Here is a 14,153-nt window from a genome sequence, read left to right on the forward strand (position 1 = left end):
CGTTGACCTTGTGGTTAATATGCGGCGAACGCGGGGGACGCGTCGCGGTGCGGGTCCGGTCGGGCCCGGGGGAGTGGGGAGAACGACTTTGAACGTGCGACCGATATCGGGGGCGTCGGTTGGGGGGCGCCCGCGCGGCCGCAACAAGCGGCTGGCGCTGATCGCCGGAGGCCTGCTGCTGGCCGTCACGGCGTGCGGCGGCGGGGACTCGGACTCCGGGTCCGACGCCAAGGACGCGGGCGGCAAGGGGGCTTCCGCCGCCGCCGAGAGCAAGCAGTCGGAGGCGGTCGTCACGATCGCGCCGAAGACCGGGGCCAAGGACGTCGACACCAGCGGCACGCTGAAGGTCACCGCCGCCAAGGGCAAGCTGACCGAGGTGACGGTCAAGGACACCAAGGGCCGGAAGATCGACGGCGCGATCTCGGCCGACGGGGCCGGCTGGACGCCCGCCACCCACCTGGCCGCGTCCACCGCGTACCAGGTGCACGCGGTCGCCAAGGACGCGGAGGGCCGGACGGCCGCCGAGGACTCGTCCTTCACCACGCTGAGCCCGCAGAACACCTTCGTCGGCAACTTCACGCCCGAGGACGGCTCGACGGTCGGCGTCGGCATGCCGTTCTCGGTCAACTTCACGCGCGGCATCACCAAGCCGGCCGACGTCGAGAAGGCCATCAAGATCACGACCGTGCCGGCCGTCGAGGTCGAGGGCCACTGGTTCGGCAACGACCGCCTGGACTTCCGCCCGGAGAAGTACTGGAAGGCCGGCACCAAGGTGACCGTCGAGCTGAACCTCGACGGCGTCGAGGGCCGCAAGGGCGTCTACGGCAAGCAGTCCAAGACCGTGTCCTTCACCATCGGCCGCAACCAGGTGTCCGTCGTGGACGCCAAGAAGCACACGATGAAGGTCATGCAGGAGGGCAAGGTCGTCAAGACCATCCCGGTCACCACCGGCAAGCCCGGCTACGCGACCTGGAACGGCCAGATGGTCATGAGTGAGAAGTTCACCGTGACCCGGATGAACGGCGACACCGTCGGCTACGACGGCGAGTACGACATCAAGGACGTCCCGCACGCCATCCGCCTGACCAACTCCGGCACCTTCGTGCACGGCAACTACTGGGGCGGCGACGCCTTCGGCAACTACAACGCCAGCCACGGCTGCATCGGCCTGCGGGACGTGCGCGGCGGCTACGACAGCTCCGTGGCGGCCGCCTGGTTCTTCAACCACTCCATGGTCGGCGACGTGGTGACCGTGCAGAACTCCACCGACCCGACGGTCGACCCGGCCAACGGCCTCAACGGCTGGAACATCCCCTGGTCGGAGTGGAAGAAGTAACCGTCCTCGCTTCCGGATCCGGTGAGCGGGCCCGGTGCCGTACGTCCTGTGACGCACGGCACCGGGCTCGTTGTCGTTAGTGGTGGTTAACCTGCTGCCATGACCGTGAATCTCGAAGTCGCCGAAGGCGTCGGCACGATCCGCCTCGACCGCCCGCCCATGAACGCGCTGGACATCGCCACCCAGGACCGGCTCAAGGAGCTCGCCGAGGAGGCGGGCCGCCGTGACGACGTACGCGCGGTCGTCGTGTACGGCGGCGAGAAGGTGTTCGCGGCGGGCGCGGACATCAAGGAGATGCAGCAGATGGACCACGCCGCGATGGTCCTGCGCGCCCGCGCCCTGCAGGATTCCTTCACGGCGGTCGCCCGCATCCCCAAGCCGGTCGTGGCGGCCGTCACCGGATACGCGCTGGGCGGCGGCTGCGAGCTCGCGCTGTGCGCGGACTTCCGCATCGCCGGGGACAACGCCAAGCTGGGCCAGCCGGAGATCCTGCTCGGGCTGATCCCCGGCGCCGGCGGCACCCAGCGCCTGGCCCGGCTGATCGGCCCGTCCAAGGCGAAGGACCTGGTCTTCACGGGCCGGATGGTGAAGGCCGACGAGGCGCTGACGCTGGGCCTGGTGGACCGGGTGGTCCCGGCGGCCGACGTGTACACGGAGGCGCACGCCTGGGCGGCGAAGCTGGCGCAGGGTCCGGCGATCGCGCTGCGCGCGGCGAAGGAGTCGATCGACACCGGTCTGGACACGGACCTCGAGACGGGCCTGGCGGTCGAACGCAACTGGTTCGCGGGCCTGTTCGCCACCGCCGACCGTGAGATCGGCATGCGCAGCTTCGTGGAGGACGGTCCCGGGAAGGCCAAGTTCCTGTGAGGGACGTCTCCTTCGACCTGCCCGGAATCACTTGCAATTGACGGGCTGTCTCATCCGGGTCCCTCGATGGGGCGGTTTATGGGAACCTTAAGGCAACCTTAAGTCTGTCCTGTCGAGGAAGCCTGGCGATTGCCCCCGGATGGGCCGTCATCGCAGGTTGATGGGGGTTTGGTAGAGAACGAGCTGCCTCTGGCATATGCCGGTCGAAACGTGCGGAATGGTAGGTTCCGGGGGGCGTATTCCGTCGGAACGCCTCCGGAGGGGGCCCCGGACGGCCATGATGGGGGCATGGCGGGGCTGGAGGGCATCGAACAGCCGCGGGGACAGGGCCGTGCGACCGCGGCGCGCTGGTCGCCTGCGGTCGAGGACGAACGGGCGCTCAAGGCCCTGGAGTTGTTCGGCAATCCGACGGACGGCGAGGTCCAACTGCCGTCCCGCCCCGAGTCCGCCGCCGCGGCCCGCCGGCTCGCCCAGATCGTCGTCCTGCGCCAGTGGGGGCTGACCCCCAAGATGACGGAGGACGCGGTCCTCCTCGTCTCCGAACTCGTCGGCAACGCCGTACGGCACACCGGCGCCCGCGCCTTCGGGCTGCGGATGCGGCGCAGGCGCGGCTGGATCCGCGTCGAGGTCCGCGATCCCTCCCGGGGGCTGCCCTGTCTGATGCCGGTCCAGGAACTGGACGTCAGCGGGCGGGGGCTGTTCCTCGTCGACAAGCTGTCGGATCGGTGGGGCGTGGACCTGTTGCCGCGGGGGAAGACGACGTGGTTCGAGCTGCGCGTCGCCGACCGGTAGGCGGCGGCGACGGCCGTGGCGTGGGCCGTGTCGACGGCCGTGCCCGCAAGCGCCGGACGGGCTGGTTGTGCGGGCCGCCGTTGCGTCAATCGCCGGAATTGCCGCATTTCACCCCTTAAATGGTGCGGGTGACCACATCCGACCGTCGTTCCGTGCTGTGGGCGGGCGCCGGGCTCGTCGCCGGGGGTGCGTTCGCGGCCGCGTGTTCGCCCCCCGGGACCGCCTCCGGCGCCGTCGCCGCCCACCGCGCCCCCGCCTCCGCGACCCCAGCCTCCCCCGGCCCCGCCTCCGCGACCCCCGCCTCCCCGAGACCCGCCCCCGCCCCCCGCGCCTACCCGGGGCAGCCCGCGCAGATCGCCCACGGGCCCCGGGACCGGCCCCGGGTCGCCCTCACCTTCCACGGGCAGGGGGAACCCTCCGTCGCCCGCGCCCTGCTCGCAGAGGCCGAGCGACGAGGGGCGCGGGTCACCGTACTGGCCGTCGGGAGCTGGCTCGACGAACACCCCGACCTCGCCCGCCGCATCCTCGACGGCGGACACGACCTCGGCAACCACACCCAGCGCCACCTGGACGTCAACGCCATGTCCGAGACGGACGCGGCGGCCGAGATCACCGGCTGCGCCGAGCGGCTGCGCAGACTCACCGGATCCATCGGAACCTGGTTCCGCCCCTCCCGCACCGCCCGCGCCTCTCCGCTCGTCGAGGCGCTGGCCCGCCGCGCCGGCTACCCGCACGTCCTCTCCTACGACGTCGACTCCCTCGACTTCACCTCGCCCGGCGCCCCCGCCGTCGCCCGCAACGTCCTCGACGCCGTCCGGGACGGGTCCGTCGTGAGCCTGCACTTCGGGTACGCCGACACGGTCGCCGCGCTCCCCGCCGTCCTGGACGAACTCGACCACCGCGGACTGCGCGCGGTCACCACCACGGAGCTGATCGGCTGATGCACCGCAACCTCGTGAAAAGCACCCTGCTGGCCGGCGCCGCGCTCGCCGTCCTCGCCGCCTGCGGCGCCGACGACAAGAGCGGCGCCGACCGGGACGGCACGGACGGGGCCACCAAGGCGGCCGCCCCGGCGCTGAAGAAGCCGCGCAAACCGGTCGTCGACGGGCTGCCCGGCATGCCGCCCGTGCTGGACCCGAAGGACGTCTACGCCGCCGACCGCCCCAACAAGCTCTCCCCGGCGGTCAAGGACTTCCCGTCCCGGGTCTACGTCCCCAACACCGAGTCCGACACCGTCTCCGTCATCGACCCGAAGACCTACGAGGTGATCGACACCCTTAACGTCGGCCGCCAGCCGCAGCACGTCGTGCCGTCCTGGGACATGAAGACGCTGTGGGTCAACAACAACCGCGGGCACACCCTCACCCCCATCGACCCGAAGACCGGAAAAGCCGGCCGGTCGATCGAGGTGCACGACCCGTACAACCTCTACTTCACGCCCAACGGCCGGTACGCCGTCGTCATGGCCTCCCTCGACCGCGAGCTCGTCTTCCGCGACCCGCACACCATGAAGCGGATCAAGACCGAACCGGTCAGCTGCTACGGCGTCAACCACGCCGACTTCTCCCTCGACGGGCGGTACTTCATCGTGTCCTGCGAGTTCAGCGGGGAGCTGCTGAAGGTCGACACCGAGCAGATGAAGGTCGTCGGACAGCGGAAACTGCCCTTCAAGGGCGCCATGCCGCAGGACGTGAAGGTCTCACCCGACGGCAAGCGGTTCTACATCGCGGACATGATGGCCGACGGGATGTGGATCATCGACGGCGACACCTTCGGCGAGCCGCGGTTCCTGTACACCGGCAAGGGCTGCCACGGGCTGTACGTCAGCCGCGACTCCCGCGAGATGTACGTCTCCAACCGCGGCGAGGGCACCGTCTCCGTCTTCGACTTCGCCAGGAACGAGATCACCAGGAAATGGCATCTGCCCGACGGCGGCAGCCCCGACATGGGAGGCGTCTCGGCGGACGGCAAGGTCCTGTGGCTGTCCGGGCGCTACGACTCCGAGGTGTACGCCATCGACACCGGCACCGGCCGCCAGCTCGCCCGCATCAAGGTCGGCAGGGGACCGCACGGTCTCGCCGTCTACCCACAGCCCGGCCGCTACTCGCTCGGCCACACCGGCATCTTCCGCTAGGCCGCGTCCGCAGCCCCGCCTGGCACGCTCCCCCAGAGGGGGGACTCCCACTTTGCGGACACGAACCTAGGACCGGTCCTCGGGTGTCGTCAGCAGGAGTTCCGCGCCCACCGGTGCGTAGCCCGCCGCCTGGAACGCCCGTATGCTGCGGGCGTTTCCGGGGGCGATCTGGGCCCAGACCGGCTCGGTGGCCAGGTGACGGGCGGCGGTGACCAGGCGGCGGCCGAGACGCCGGTGCCGTCCCGTCTCGTCGACCTCGACCGACACCTCCAGCCGGCCGCCGATGCCCCGCCCCATGACCAGGATCCCGCCGTCCGTCGACCAGGCGCGCACCTCCTCGCGCCGGCGCCGGGCGTAGCGGATCCGGGGTTGGTCGCGGTCCTCGATCTCCCGCAGCGGCAGCGGCAGCGGCAGCGGCGGCTCGCCGGGCAGCGGGGCGGCCACCAGCATCGCGTCGATCGTCTCGGCCGTACGTCCCGTGCGCTCCATGAGAGCGGCCAGGAAGCGCGGGTTCATGGACGCCGACAGGGGATCGGAGTCGACGTCGCGCAGTGCGCCGTACACCCAGCCCGGGTCCTCGTCCGTGAAGACGACCGAGTGCGCGGTGAAGGCGAGGACGCCCGCGTCGCGGCGGGAGGGCTGGGGGACGACGGTCGTCCGGCCGTCGGGCGGCGGGAACGCGCCGCGTGCGGCCGCGTCGAGAATTGCCCGCAAGGGCCCCATGGTCGTCCTCCTCGGGTCTGTGGGTGGTCGCTGCGTCGGGCGTTCACCAGGGCCGTTAATCTGACCTGCGTCAGTAGGACAGCAACGTACGACCGCAAGGCATGACGAAGAGGGGCGGATCGGTGGCCGACATCGAAGAAGCGCGCAAGCAGTTCCAGCGGATCGACACGGACGGTGACGGCTTCATCACCGCGACCGAGTTCAAGGCCGCCCTGGCCCAGGAGGGCGACTGGAACGTCACCGAGTCGGTCGCCGAGGTCATCATCAAGAGCCGCGACCTCAACGGGGACAAGGTGCTCTCGTTCGACGAGTTCTGGGCGTACCTGAGCAAGTGACCTGAGTCCGGGCCGAGAGGGGGGGCGCCGCTGTGGGCGCCCCCCTTCGCCATGCCGGGCGTCAGGATCGCGCCGCCGCCCGGTCGACCGCCGCCTCCGGGGCGGTCCGGCGCCGGTACTGGCCAGGAGCCACCCCGTACTCCCGCTTGAACGCCTTGGCGAAGGCGAACTCCGAGGTGTAGCCGGTGCGTTGGGCGACCTGGCGCATCGGCACGTCGTCCGCGCGCAGCAGTCGGCCGGCGGTCGTCATCCGCCACCACGTCAGATACGTCAGCGGCGGCTCGCCCACCAGGGCGGCGAACCGGCGGGCGAAGGCGGCGCGGGAGAGGCCGCCCTCGGCGCCGAGTTCCTCCACGGTCCACGGGCGGGCCGGGTCGCCGTGGATCGCGCGCAGGGCCGCCGAGACCGCCGGGTCGGCGAGCGCGGCCGCCCAGCCCGCCGCCCGCCCGGCGCCCCGCTCCTGCTGCCACCAGGCGCGCAGGATGTACAGCAGCAGAGTGTCCAGGAGCGCGGTCACGATGGCGTCCGAACCGGGCCTGAGCTCGTCCAGCTCCATGCCCAGCAGCTCCACCGCCGCCCGCAGTGAACGGTGCGTGCCGACCCGGGCGGGCAGGTGCACCACCTCCGGCAGCTCCGCCAGGAAACGGTGGGCGCGGCGGCGGTCCAACTGGTAGACGCCGCACATCATGACGGTGTCGGCAGTCCCTGACTCCTCTTGCTGGGGCGGCTCTTTGCGCCAGCGCCCGTCGGGGCCCACCGGCGCGTCCTCCACGGTCACGTCGAGCCCGCTGGCGAGCGCGTGTCCGTGCCCGTGCGCCAGGAACACCACGTCCCCGGCCGCCAGTGCCACCGGCTCGCCCGTCGCCGGGATCAGCCATGCCGACCCGCGCAGCAGCACATGGAATCCGGCCCCGTCCGAGGCCCCGAACCGGACTCCCCAGGGTGCGAACTTGTCCCGCCGCGAGGAGTGCGGCCGCCCGCTGCGCATCGCGGCGACGGCGTCGCTGAGTACGTCCATGCCGACACCGTAGGCCCTTTGAGCGGGGAGCGAGACGTACGGACAGGAAACCGATACCGATGGACATGGATCGTCTCGCCCCACCGCCCTAGCGTCGACGGCATGACAACTTCCGCATCGAATTCCCCATCGAAATCCGTATCGAGTTCCTCATCGACTTCCGCTCGTGCAGTGCTCTTTCACGAGATCGGCGGCCCCGACGTCCTCACCGTCGAGGAGGTGGAGCTGCCCCCGCCCGGCCCCGGGGAGGTGCTCGTCCGTGTCGAGGCGCTGGCGCTCAACCGGGCCGAGGCCCTCTTCCGCTCGGGCGGCTACTTCTACCAGCCCACCCTGCCCGGCTCCCGCAACGGCTACGAGGCGGCCGGCGAGGTCGAGGCGGTCGGCGAGGGCGTGACCGGCTTCGCGCCCGGCGACCCGGTGCTGTCGGCGGGCAACTTCGACCTCGGTGTCCACGGCGTCTACGGCGACCGGGTCCTGCTGCCCGAGACCTCGCTCGTGGCGCGTCCCGCCGGCACTGACCCCGTCACCGCGGCCGCCGTCTGGCTGACCTATACGACCGCCTACGGCGCCCTGGTCGAACGGGCCGGGATGGGTCCCGGCGACCGCGTCCTGATCACCGGCGCGTCCAGCGGGGCGGGCACGGCCGCGATCCAGGTCGCCCGCCGGGCCGGCGCCGTCCCGATCGTCACCACCCGTACCGAGGCCAAACGGCGGCGCCTCTACGACCTGGGCGCGGAGCACGTCATCGTCAGCGACGACGAGGACGTGGTCAAGGAGACCCGGCGGCTGACCGACGGGCAGGGCGTGGACATCGTCTTCGACGCGATCGGCGGCGCCGGCTTCGCGGCCCTGGGTGAGGCGGTGGTGCCGGACGGCACGCTGGTCAGCTACGGCTGGCTGGACCAGCAGCCCATCCTGCTGCCCCGCCGGTGGCCGCTGACCGTGCACGGCTACGCCGACTTCGTGGTCACCGGCAACCCGGAGGGCCGCCGCCGCGCCGCCCACTACATCGGCTCCGGCCTCGCCGACGGCACCCTGCGCCCGGTCGTCGCCGAGGTCTTCGACGGCCTGGACCGCATCCGGGACGCGCACCGCCTGATGGAGTCGAACACGCACACGGGAAAGATTGTCGTGCGGGTGGAATAGCCGTCCGCCGACCGGGGTTGGTGCGATCAAGAAGCATGCATGTGCATCGATCCTGATCGATTCCGGAAGGCAAGGCCTGTCATGAAGATCGGCATCATCGGCGCGGGCAACATCGGCGGCAATCTCACCCGGCGTCTCACCGCCCTCGGCCACGACGTCTCCGTCGCGAACTCCCGCGGCCCGCAGACGCTCACGGAACTCGCCGAGGAGACCGGAGCGACCCCCGTCGCCGTCCAGGAGGCCGCCCGCGGCGCCGAGGTCGTGGTGATCACGATCCCGGTGAAGGCGGTGCCCGGCCTGCCGTCCGGCATCCTGGACGGCGCGGCCGACGACGTCGCCGTCATCGACACCAACAACTACTACCCGCAGCAGCGCGACGGCCGGATCGCGGAGATCGAGGACGAGGGCATCACCGAGAGCCGCTGGACGGAACGCCGGATCGGCCACCGCGTGATCAAGGCCTTCAACGGCACGGCCGCCCAGGACATACTGGACCGCCCGCGCCCCGCCGGCGACCCCGACCGCGTCGCGCTCCCGGTGGCCGGCGACGACGAGGCGGCGAAGGCGAAGGTGCGTGCCCTCATCGACGAACTCGGCTTCGACACCGTCGACTCGGGCGGCATCGACGACTCCTGGCGCCAGCAGCCCGACACCCCCGTCTACGGTCTGCAGGCCGGCGTCGAGGCGGTCACCAAGGCGCTGGCGGAGGCGAGCCCCGAACGCCCCGCGACGTTCAGGGCGTAATGCCGTAATGCCACGCAGGGAGTGGCTACACACGCTCCAGGGGCCGGTGCGGCCCGTCCGGCAGCTCGACCGTGATCGAGTCCCCGGGCCGCACCACGCCCCCGCTCAGCACGATGCTCATGATCCCGGCCCGGAACTCGGGGCGACCGTCGGCGTCCTGGCGGACGACCTGCTTCAGCAGGCCCTTCTGGAAGTCGTCGATCTGCGCACAGGGGTTGCGCAGCCCGGTCACCTCGAGCACGGCCTCCGCGCCGAGCCGCAGCAGCGTCCCGACCGGCAGGCCGTGCAGGTCGATCCCGCGCGTGGTCACGTTCTCGCCCAGCTGCCCGGCGGCCACCTCGAACCCGGCCGCCCGCACCTCCTCGAACAGCTCCTCGTGAATGAGGTGGACCTGCCGCAGATTCGGCTGCGTGGGGTCCTGCTTCACCCGCGACCGGTGCTTCACGGTGACCCCGGAGTGCACGTCCCCCTCCACCCCGAGCCCGGCGAGCAGCGTGACGCTGTCGCGATTGGGCTTGGTGAAGGAGTACACCCCGTTACTGCTGACCGCGCTGACCGACCCACCCATGACGGGAACTCCCCTCTCCCTGCGACTCCCTGTGAACCGCAGGTCAGAGCCTAGAGGAGAGCGTCGGCGTCTGTGCCGGGCCGGCTCGCCGACTCCCTCGTGCGCGACGGCTGCTACCAGGCGGTGGCTCCGCACTGCGTGCCGCCCAGGGCCAGGTTGGAAATGCAGACGCGTGACCCGTAGTTGCGCCCGTTCCAGTGGAACCCCGTGGCAGCCTTCGACTGCTGGATCTCGTAGGAGTGGGAGACCTCCTTCCAGGCGAAGTGGATGTCCGCGCGCTCCAGCCAGACGTAGCACCGAGCTCCCCAGGACTGGCCGAGGGCCTGCACATAGCCGTCCGTGGTCCGGCGGTTGAGCCAGCCCTTGCACGAGCCGAGCGTGATGTCCTTGCCAGGGATGTACTGGACGGCCTGCACCTGGACGTTCTGTTGCTCCGCCGGGGCCGAGGCCGGGGCCGACGCAGGGGCCGCCGTGGCCGTCGACCCCGGCAGCGAGCCCACGCCCAGGGCCGCGGTCGCCGTGAGCAGACCGAGCCGCATGACAACTGCCGTGTTGCGCATGGTGGTTCCTCCGTCGTGATGGTCGTGTCAGCCGGGACGGACGGCCCCGGCTGCTGTGCCCTACAGAGATTGCTGGCCAATCCGGGTCGCAGCCACCGAAGCCCGCAGGGTGGGGACACTGCGGGACGTCCCCCGCGTCGACCTGCTGGGACGTCCTGTGCGATGCGGCGGCGCCGGGATGTCCGACGCTGTCGGGTCTGGCCGAAAGCAAGGGCGTGGTGCGGCAGTTCGAGTTCCGGGGTCCGCGTCGGGTGTACCAAAGGAGCGACAGTGAGGCGGGCCGCCGAGGGATTTCTGATGTGTATGGGGGGCGGAGCATGGCGCGTTGGAAGGAACTGCCGGACGCGCTGGACCAGCGAGTCCGGCAACTCGTGGTGCACTTACGGAGATTGAAGGACCACAGCGGGCTGAGCCTGGCTTCGCTCGCGGCCAAGACCGGATACAGCCGCTCGTCGTGGGAGCGCTACCTCAACGGCAAAGCGCTGCCACCACAGCACGCGGTGGAGGAGCTGGCGCGGGTCGCCGGAGTCGAGCCGACCCGGCTGCGGGTGCTGCACGAGGTGGCGGAGGGGGCGTGGCAGCAGCGGGCTGTCGCGCCGTCCCCGTCGATCGGCCGGGAGGGCGACGGCGGCCCGCGAGCAGACGACGAGGGCGGCCCGGAAGCAGGGGACTCGACGGCCGCCCGGCGACCGCCGGAGGTGCGCAGGCCAATTGTTCTCGTCGCCGTCGTGGCCGCCGCGCTCCTGGGGATGGGCGTCGGCCTGCTGATCGCCCTGCCCTGGAGGGCTGATGACGGCGAGGACGGCAAGGTGAAGACCGCGGTGGGCACGCCCGGCTCCCGGCCGAGCGGCAGCGCCCCCACCCCCTCCGAGGGGCCGGGCCGGTATGTCTTCAAGCCGGGCAGGACCTACCCGTGCAGGGTCCACGAGGCCGACGCGGTGGGCGGCGGACTGAGCGCGGGATACAGCACGACGCGCACCGCCCTCCTCGCCGGACCGGGCTGGGACGTGGTGGAGGCCCAGTGTCTGCTGCGCTACCGCAAGCTGGAGCCGGGCGCCGTCGACGGGATCTACGGGCAGCAGACCATCGCGGCCGTGATGCGTCTGCAGAAGGATGCCGGGCTGCCGGCAGACGGCGTGGTCGGCCCGCACACCTGGCAGGTGCTACGCGGATGACCGGCCCGGCACCGGAGTGCGCGGCGCTGGCCGAGGGGCTTCGGCACCTGAGGGCGCGCACGGGCCTGACCCTGGTGGCGCTGGCCGAGCGCACCGCGTACAGCAAGTCGTCGTGGGAGCGCTATCTCAACGGCAAGGCGCCGGCGCCCCGGCAGGCCGTCGAGGCGCTGTGCGCGATGGCGGGGGAGCCCGCCGGACGGCTGCTCGCGCTGTGGGAACTGGCGGACGCCGAGTGGAGCGGGCGCGCCGCCTCCCTCCGTTCCGCCCCGTCGCCCCGCTTCCGCCCGCAGGAGTCCCCGAGGACCGGCGTGGCCGCCACGGGTACCCCCGGCCGGCGCCGCTGGCCGTTCGCCGTCGGCGCGGGGGCGGCGGCGGTGACCGCCGCGGCGATGCTGGTGCTGTCCGTGGGGGGCCCGGGCGCCGGGCGGCAGCCGACGAGCCTGGCGTCTCCCGTGCTGAACCCCGCCCCCGGCTGCGAGGGCAAGGGCTGCGACGGCAAGGACCCCGAGGCCATGGCCTGCGGGCTGCCCGGCCGGGTGGACTCCCTCGAGCCGCAGCACCGCACCGGCACCGGTGCGGGCGTCGAGATCCGGTACAGCGAGGTGTGCGCCGCCGGCTGGGGCCGCATCTGGCACGCGCGGGTCGGGGACGCCATCGAGGTCTCCGCCCCCGGCGCACGCCCGCGTCGAGTCGTCGTCAGAAACGCTGCGGAAACGGCTCTCTACCGCTTCACCCCGATGATCGGCGACCCGGCCCGGACCGACCTGCGGCTGTGCTTCATACCGGCTCACAGCTCGGCCCGGGAATGCTTCAGCGCTCGATGACGTCCGCCGCCGAATGACAGGCTTCGGGTCCCACGCGCGGTACGTCCGCACCGCACGGTCACCTCACTTCGGCGAGCCGGTACATCCCGCACGCGCTTCACACGCGGAGCCGTCGCAGCAGGTCAGCCGGTGAAACGTCCCAGGAATCACTCGCTCTGCGGCGAGCCCTGGCACCTGTCGTCCACCCGCACGCACTCTCGATGTGCAGACGGGAGGCGGCCCGCGCCGCCTCCACCACCAAGGGAGGGCAACAACAATGCTGACGACGAAGGGCAAGGCCATCATCGGCTCGGCCGCTCTCGTGCTGGCAGGAGTCCTGGGCGCCACGGCTCCGGCACAGGCCGCCTCTGCCGTCGCCGCCGCCGGCGGTACGGCGCCCGCGTGCATCGATCGCAGTGGTGTCACCAACAACCCCGACGGCGGCATGTCAGGTTGGGTGTACAACGGGTGTCGCGGCACGATGCGCGTCAGGATCATCGTCCACAACTGGCGGGACACCTCCTGCCAGTCCATTCCCCCCAGGCAGAGCAAGTACTTCCACACCAACGGCGGGCGTTACGACCGAACCGCGGTCTGCTGACACACCTGGTCGGCTCCCGCCGCCACGCCCGCGCGGGCGTGGCGGCGGGAGCCGTGCGAGGTCGTGAGCACCAGCTACACGGTCACCGGCTTTCGCTGCCGGGCCTCCAGGGTGCTGGTCGGAGGCTCCGGAAGAACCCGGCGGCGAGCCCAGGAACACAAGCTACCCAGACCACAGGTCTTGACTATTGCTCGCGCCGCTCCGGACCGCCGTCTGGAATCGACACAGCAGCCCGAGACATCATCGTATGTCGGGGTATACGGCGCGAAGGTCGAGTTATCTACGCGAGTAGCGAGGATCCCCCAATAACCCCCGCCACCTCCTCTCTTTGTGGTTGAACAATTCTCGCCAATGTGGCTTGTGGTCATGCTGTAGTGCGCTCAGTCGTCAGTTTCGGGCTGTTCTGGAATGGTGCAGGTTTCAGCCAGTCATGAGCGGGGCGCTTCTCGGGTCACCGTCACCGGAGTTCCCTGATCAGGCGGTCTGCAGGAGGGCCGGCCTGCTGTGAAAAATTCTAGCCAAGCAACCTTCTCACGCCTTAATCGGAGTGCAGCACTCCGAAGTTCCCGGCAGGTCATGTGATGTACGTCACGCGCGTCCGGGTTGATCTCAGCAGGTAAAGAGTTCGTATAGTGAGTGGCGCAACGGGGAGCGATTAATGATCACCACGCTGAAGCGGTGACGTAATGACACGGGGGCTACGTGCAGAAACTCTCCTGTTTTCGAAGGAGATTCTGCCCGGCTGTCCGCATTGCATTTTCAGCTGGCGTGGGCCCCTCCGGGGCAGGCAAGACCACCCTGTTCCAGCTCATCGAGCGCTTCCAGGTGCCCGACGCAGGTACGGTCCGCTTGGGCGGCACGGACATAGGTGCTCTGCGCCTGGACGAACTACGGTCCCGAATCGGCCTTGTCGAGTGTTGCCCTGCACGAACAGGCCGACACGCCTGGCGGTGGTCTGCGCTCGACGTCGCTGTTCGATAGCGCCGTCGTCCACGACATCTGCTCGGCAGTTCACCCGATGGCCGCCGCCTCCGCGTTCTTTCGGGCATTCGACCTGCCTTCTCGCGGCGTCCGCCTGCTCCAGCCCGACCTCCCCTACGCCCATTCCCCGTGGTCGACCCGCTGGTTGTCGACCCGGCCGTCACCGACCCGACACGGGCATCCGGCCGCAAACGCCCGGTGTGGGCATACGCTCATGTGCCCAACGGAGACACTCGTGATCCAGTCGAGATGATCCGTAAACGCATCGAGGCGTACCCGTTATGTTCTTCGCGGTCCTGCAACGGGGCCGCTGGCCTCCGGGCCCGGCATGACTGTGTCCCCCTGTCGAAGGCATGACCTGGGGGGTGGT

At 70.8% G+C, this 14,153-nt stretch carries 16 protein-coding genes; 12 read left to right on the plus strand and 4 right to left on the minus strand.

Translation table 11 applies throughout. From position 1 onward, the window contains the following. Positions 1-88 precede the first annotated feature (88 nt). From ACIBAF_RS41770 to ACIBAF_RS41790, 5 genes are all read left to right on the plus strand, one after another. Positions 89-1,336: an Ig-like domain-containing protein gene (locus ACIBAF_RS41770; protein WP_399470729.1), complete on the plus strand. Its 1,248-nt coding sequence runs from the start codon at positions 89-91 to the stop codon at positions 1,334-1,336. 99 nt (positions 1,337-1,435) lie between these two features. Next, positions 1,436-2,203: an enoyl-CoA hydratase/isomerase family protein gene (locus ACIBAF_RS41775; RefSeq protein ID WP_399470731.1), complete on the plus strand. Its 768-nt coding sequence runs from the start codon at positions 1,436-1,438 to the stop codon at positions 2,201-2,203. Between the two features lie 288 nt (positions 2,204-2,491). Further along, positions 2,492-2,995, plus strand: a complete 504-nt coding sequence (locus ACIBAF_RS41780; protein ID WP_399470733.1) for an ATP-binding protein — start codon at positions 2,492-2,494, stop codon at positions 2,993-2,995. 119 nt (positions 2,996-3,114) lie between these two features. After that, a complete protein-coding gene (locus tag ACIBAF_RS41785; protein ID WP_399470735.1) occupies positions 3,115-3,936 on the plus strand; it encodes a polysaccharide deacetylase family protein in 822 nt (273 codons plus the stop codon). Then, positions 3,936-5,129: a YncE family protein gene (locus ACIBAF_RS41790; protein WP_399470738.1), complete on the plus strand. Its 1,194-nt coding sequence runs from the start codon at positions 3,936-3,938 to the stop codon at positions 5,127-5,129. Before ACIBAF_RS41785 ends, ACIBAF_RS41790 begins: the two co-directional genes overlap by 1 nt. Positions 5,130-5,195: 66 nt before the next feature. On the opposite strand, the gene ACIBAF_RS41795 is transcribed toward ACIBAF_RS41790, so the two are convergent. Beyond that, entirely contained in the window at positions 5,196-5,852 is a 657-nt protein-coding gene (locus ACIBAF_RS41795) for a GNAT family N-acetyltransferase (RefSeq protein WP_399470740.1), read from the minus strand. A gap of 122 nt (positions 5,853-5,974) precedes the next feature. On the opposite strand from ACIBAF_RS41795, the gene ACIBAF_RS41800 reads away from it, so the two are divergent. After that, positions 5,975-6,187: an EF-hand domain-containing protein gene (locus tag ACIBAF_RS41800; protein ID WP_399470761.1), complete on the plus strand. Its 213-nt coding sequence runs from the start codon at positions 5,975-5,977 to the stop codon at positions 6,185-6,187. Between the two features lie 61 nt (positions 6,188-6,248). Here ACIBAF_RS41800 and ACIBAF_RS41805 read toward each other — a convergent pair whose 3' ends face one another. Continuing rightward, a complete protein-coding gene (locus ACIBAF_RS41805; RefSeq protein WP_399470742.1) occupies positions 6,249-7,205 on the minus strand; it encodes an AraC family transcriptional regulator in 957 nt (318 codons plus the stop codon). Positions 7,206-7,307: 102 nt separating this feature from the next. On the opposite strand from ACIBAF_RS41805, the gene ACIBAF_RS41810 reads away from it, so the two are divergent. Then, on the plus strand, positions 7,308-8,351 hold the full coding sequence (locus tag ACIBAF_RS41810; protein WP_399470745.1) for a zinc-dependent alcohol dehydrogenase family protein: 1,044 nt from the start codon (positions 7,308-7,310) through the stop codon (positions 8,349-8,351). Positions 8,352-8,432: 81 nt separating this feature from the next. Next, entirely contained in the window at positions 8,433-9,095 is a 663-nt protein-coding gene (locus ACIBAF_RS41815; protein WP_399470747.1) for an NADPH-dependent F420 reductase, read from the plus strand. A 25-nt stretch (positions 9,096-9,120) separates the two neighbouring features. Here the strand turns inward: ACIBAF_RS41815 and ACIBAF_RS41820 are convergent, their stop codons facing one another. Continuing rightward, positions 9,121-9,663 carry an MOSC domain-containing protein gene (locus ACIBAF_RS41820; RefSeq protein WP_399470749.1) on the minus strand — a complete coding sequence of 181 codons (543 nt, stop codon included), beginning with the start codon at positions 9,661-9,663 and terminating at the stop codon, positions 9,121-9,123. A 113-nt stretch (positions 9,664-9,776) separates the two neighbouring features. Continuing rightward, positions 9,777-10,223 (minus strand): hypothetical protein, encoded by a 447-nt coding sequence (locus tag ACIBAF_RS41825; protein ID WP_399470751.1) that lies wholly within the window; start codon positions 10,221-10,223, stop codon positions 9,777-9,779. 317 nt (positions 10,224-10,540) lie between these two features. Here ACIBAF_RS41825 and ACIBAF_RS41830 point away from each other — a divergent pair, with 317 nt between their 5' ends. The 4 genes from ACIBAF_RS41830 (at position 10,541) to ACIBAF_RS41845 (ending at position 13,783) form a co-directional block, all read left to right on the plus strand. Next, entirely contained in the window at positions 10,541-11,398 is an 858-nt protein-coding gene (locus tag ACIBAF_RS41830) for a helix-turn-helix domain-containing protein (protein ID WP_399470753.1), read from the plus strand. Continuing rightward, a complete protein-coding gene (locus ACIBAF_RS41835; RefSeq protein ID WP_399470755.1) occupies positions 11,395-12,222 on the plus strand; it encodes a helix-turn-helix domain-containing protein in 828 nt (275 codons plus the stop codon). The genes ACIBAF_RS41830 and ACIBAF_RS41835 overlap by 4 nt, the downstream gene beginning before the upstream one ends. 256 nt (positions 12,223-12,478) lie before the next feature. Continuing rightward, complete coding sequence (locus ACIBAF_RS41840; RefSeq protein WP_399470757.1) at positions 12,479-12,802, plus strand: hypothetical protein; 324 nt, start codon at positions 12,479-12,481, stop codon at positions 12,800-12,802. Positions 12,803-13,627: 825 nt separating this feature from the next. After that, complete coding sequence (locus ACIBAF_RS41845) at positions 13,628-13,783, plus strand: hypothetical protein (RefSeq protein WP_399470763.1); 156 nt, start codon at positions 13,628-13,630, stop codon at positions 13,781-13,783. Positions 13,784-14,153 lie beyond the last annotated feature (370 nt).

It is taken from the genome of Streptomyces sp. NPDC051677, from assembly GCF_044453465.1.
Taxonomy (GTDB): domain Bacteria; phylum Actinomycetota; class Actinomycetes; order Streptomycetales; family Streptomycetaceae; genus Streptomyces.

Excerpts from the sequence above, each read along its gene's own strand:
- ACIBAF_RS41835 (WP_399470755.1), top strand. The coding sequence starts at position 11,395 with ATGACCGGCCCGGCACCGGAGTGCGCGGCGCTGGCCGAGGGGCTTCGG.
- ACIBAF_RS41780 (WP_399470733.1), top strand. The coding sequence starts at position 2,492 with ATGGCGGGGCTGGAGGGCATCGAACAGCCGCGGGGACAGGGCCGTGCG.
- ACIBAF_RS41810 (WP_399470745.1), top strand. The coding sequence starts at position 7,308 with ATGACAACTTCCGCATCGAATTCCCCATCGAAATCCGTATCGAGTTCC.
- ACIBAF_RS41790 (WP_399470738.1), top strand. The coding sequence starts at position 3,936 with ATGCACCGCAACCTCGTGAAAAGCACCCTGCTGGCCGGCGCCGCGCTC.
- ACIBAF_RS41830 (WP_399470753.1), top strand. The coding sequence starts at position 10,541 with ATGGCGCGTTGGAAGGAACTGCCGGACGCGCTGGACCAGCGAGTCCGG.
- ACIBAF_RS41775 (WP_399470731.1), top strand. The coding sequence starts at position 1,436 with ATGACCGTGAATCTCGAAGTCGCCGAAGGCGTCGGCACGATCCGCCTC.
- ACIBAF_RS41825 (WP_399470751.1), bottom strand. The coding sequence starts at position 10,223 with ATGCGCAACACGGCAGTTGTCATGCGGCTCGGTCTGCTCACGGCGACC.
- ACIBAF_RS41795 (WP_399470740.1), bottom strand. The coding sequence starts at position 5,852 with ATGGGGCCCTTGCGGGCAATTCTCGACGCGGCCGCACGCGGCGCGTTC.
- ACIBAF_RS41785 (WP_399470735.1), top strand. The coding sequence starts at position 3,115 with ATGGTGCGGGTGACCACATCCGACCGTCGTTCCGTGCTGTGGGCGGGC.
- ACIBAF_RS41820 (WP_399470749.1), bottom strand. The coding sequence starts at position 9,663 with ATGGGTGGGTCGGTCAGCGCGGTCAGCAGTAACGGGGTGTACTCCTTC.
- ACIBAF_RS41840 (WP_399470757.1), top strand. The coding sequence starts at position 12,479 with ATGCTGACGACGAAGGGCAAGGCCATCATCGGCTCGGCCGCTCTCGTG.
- ACIBAF_RS41805 (WP_399470742.1), bottom strand. The coding sequence starts at position 7,205 with ATGGACGTACTCAGCGACGCCGTCGCCGCGATGCGCAGCGGGCGGCCG.
- ACIBAF_RS41815 (WP_399470747.1), top strand. The coding sequence starts at position 8,433 with ATGAAGATCGGCATCATCGGCGCGGGCAACATCGGCGGCAATCTCACC.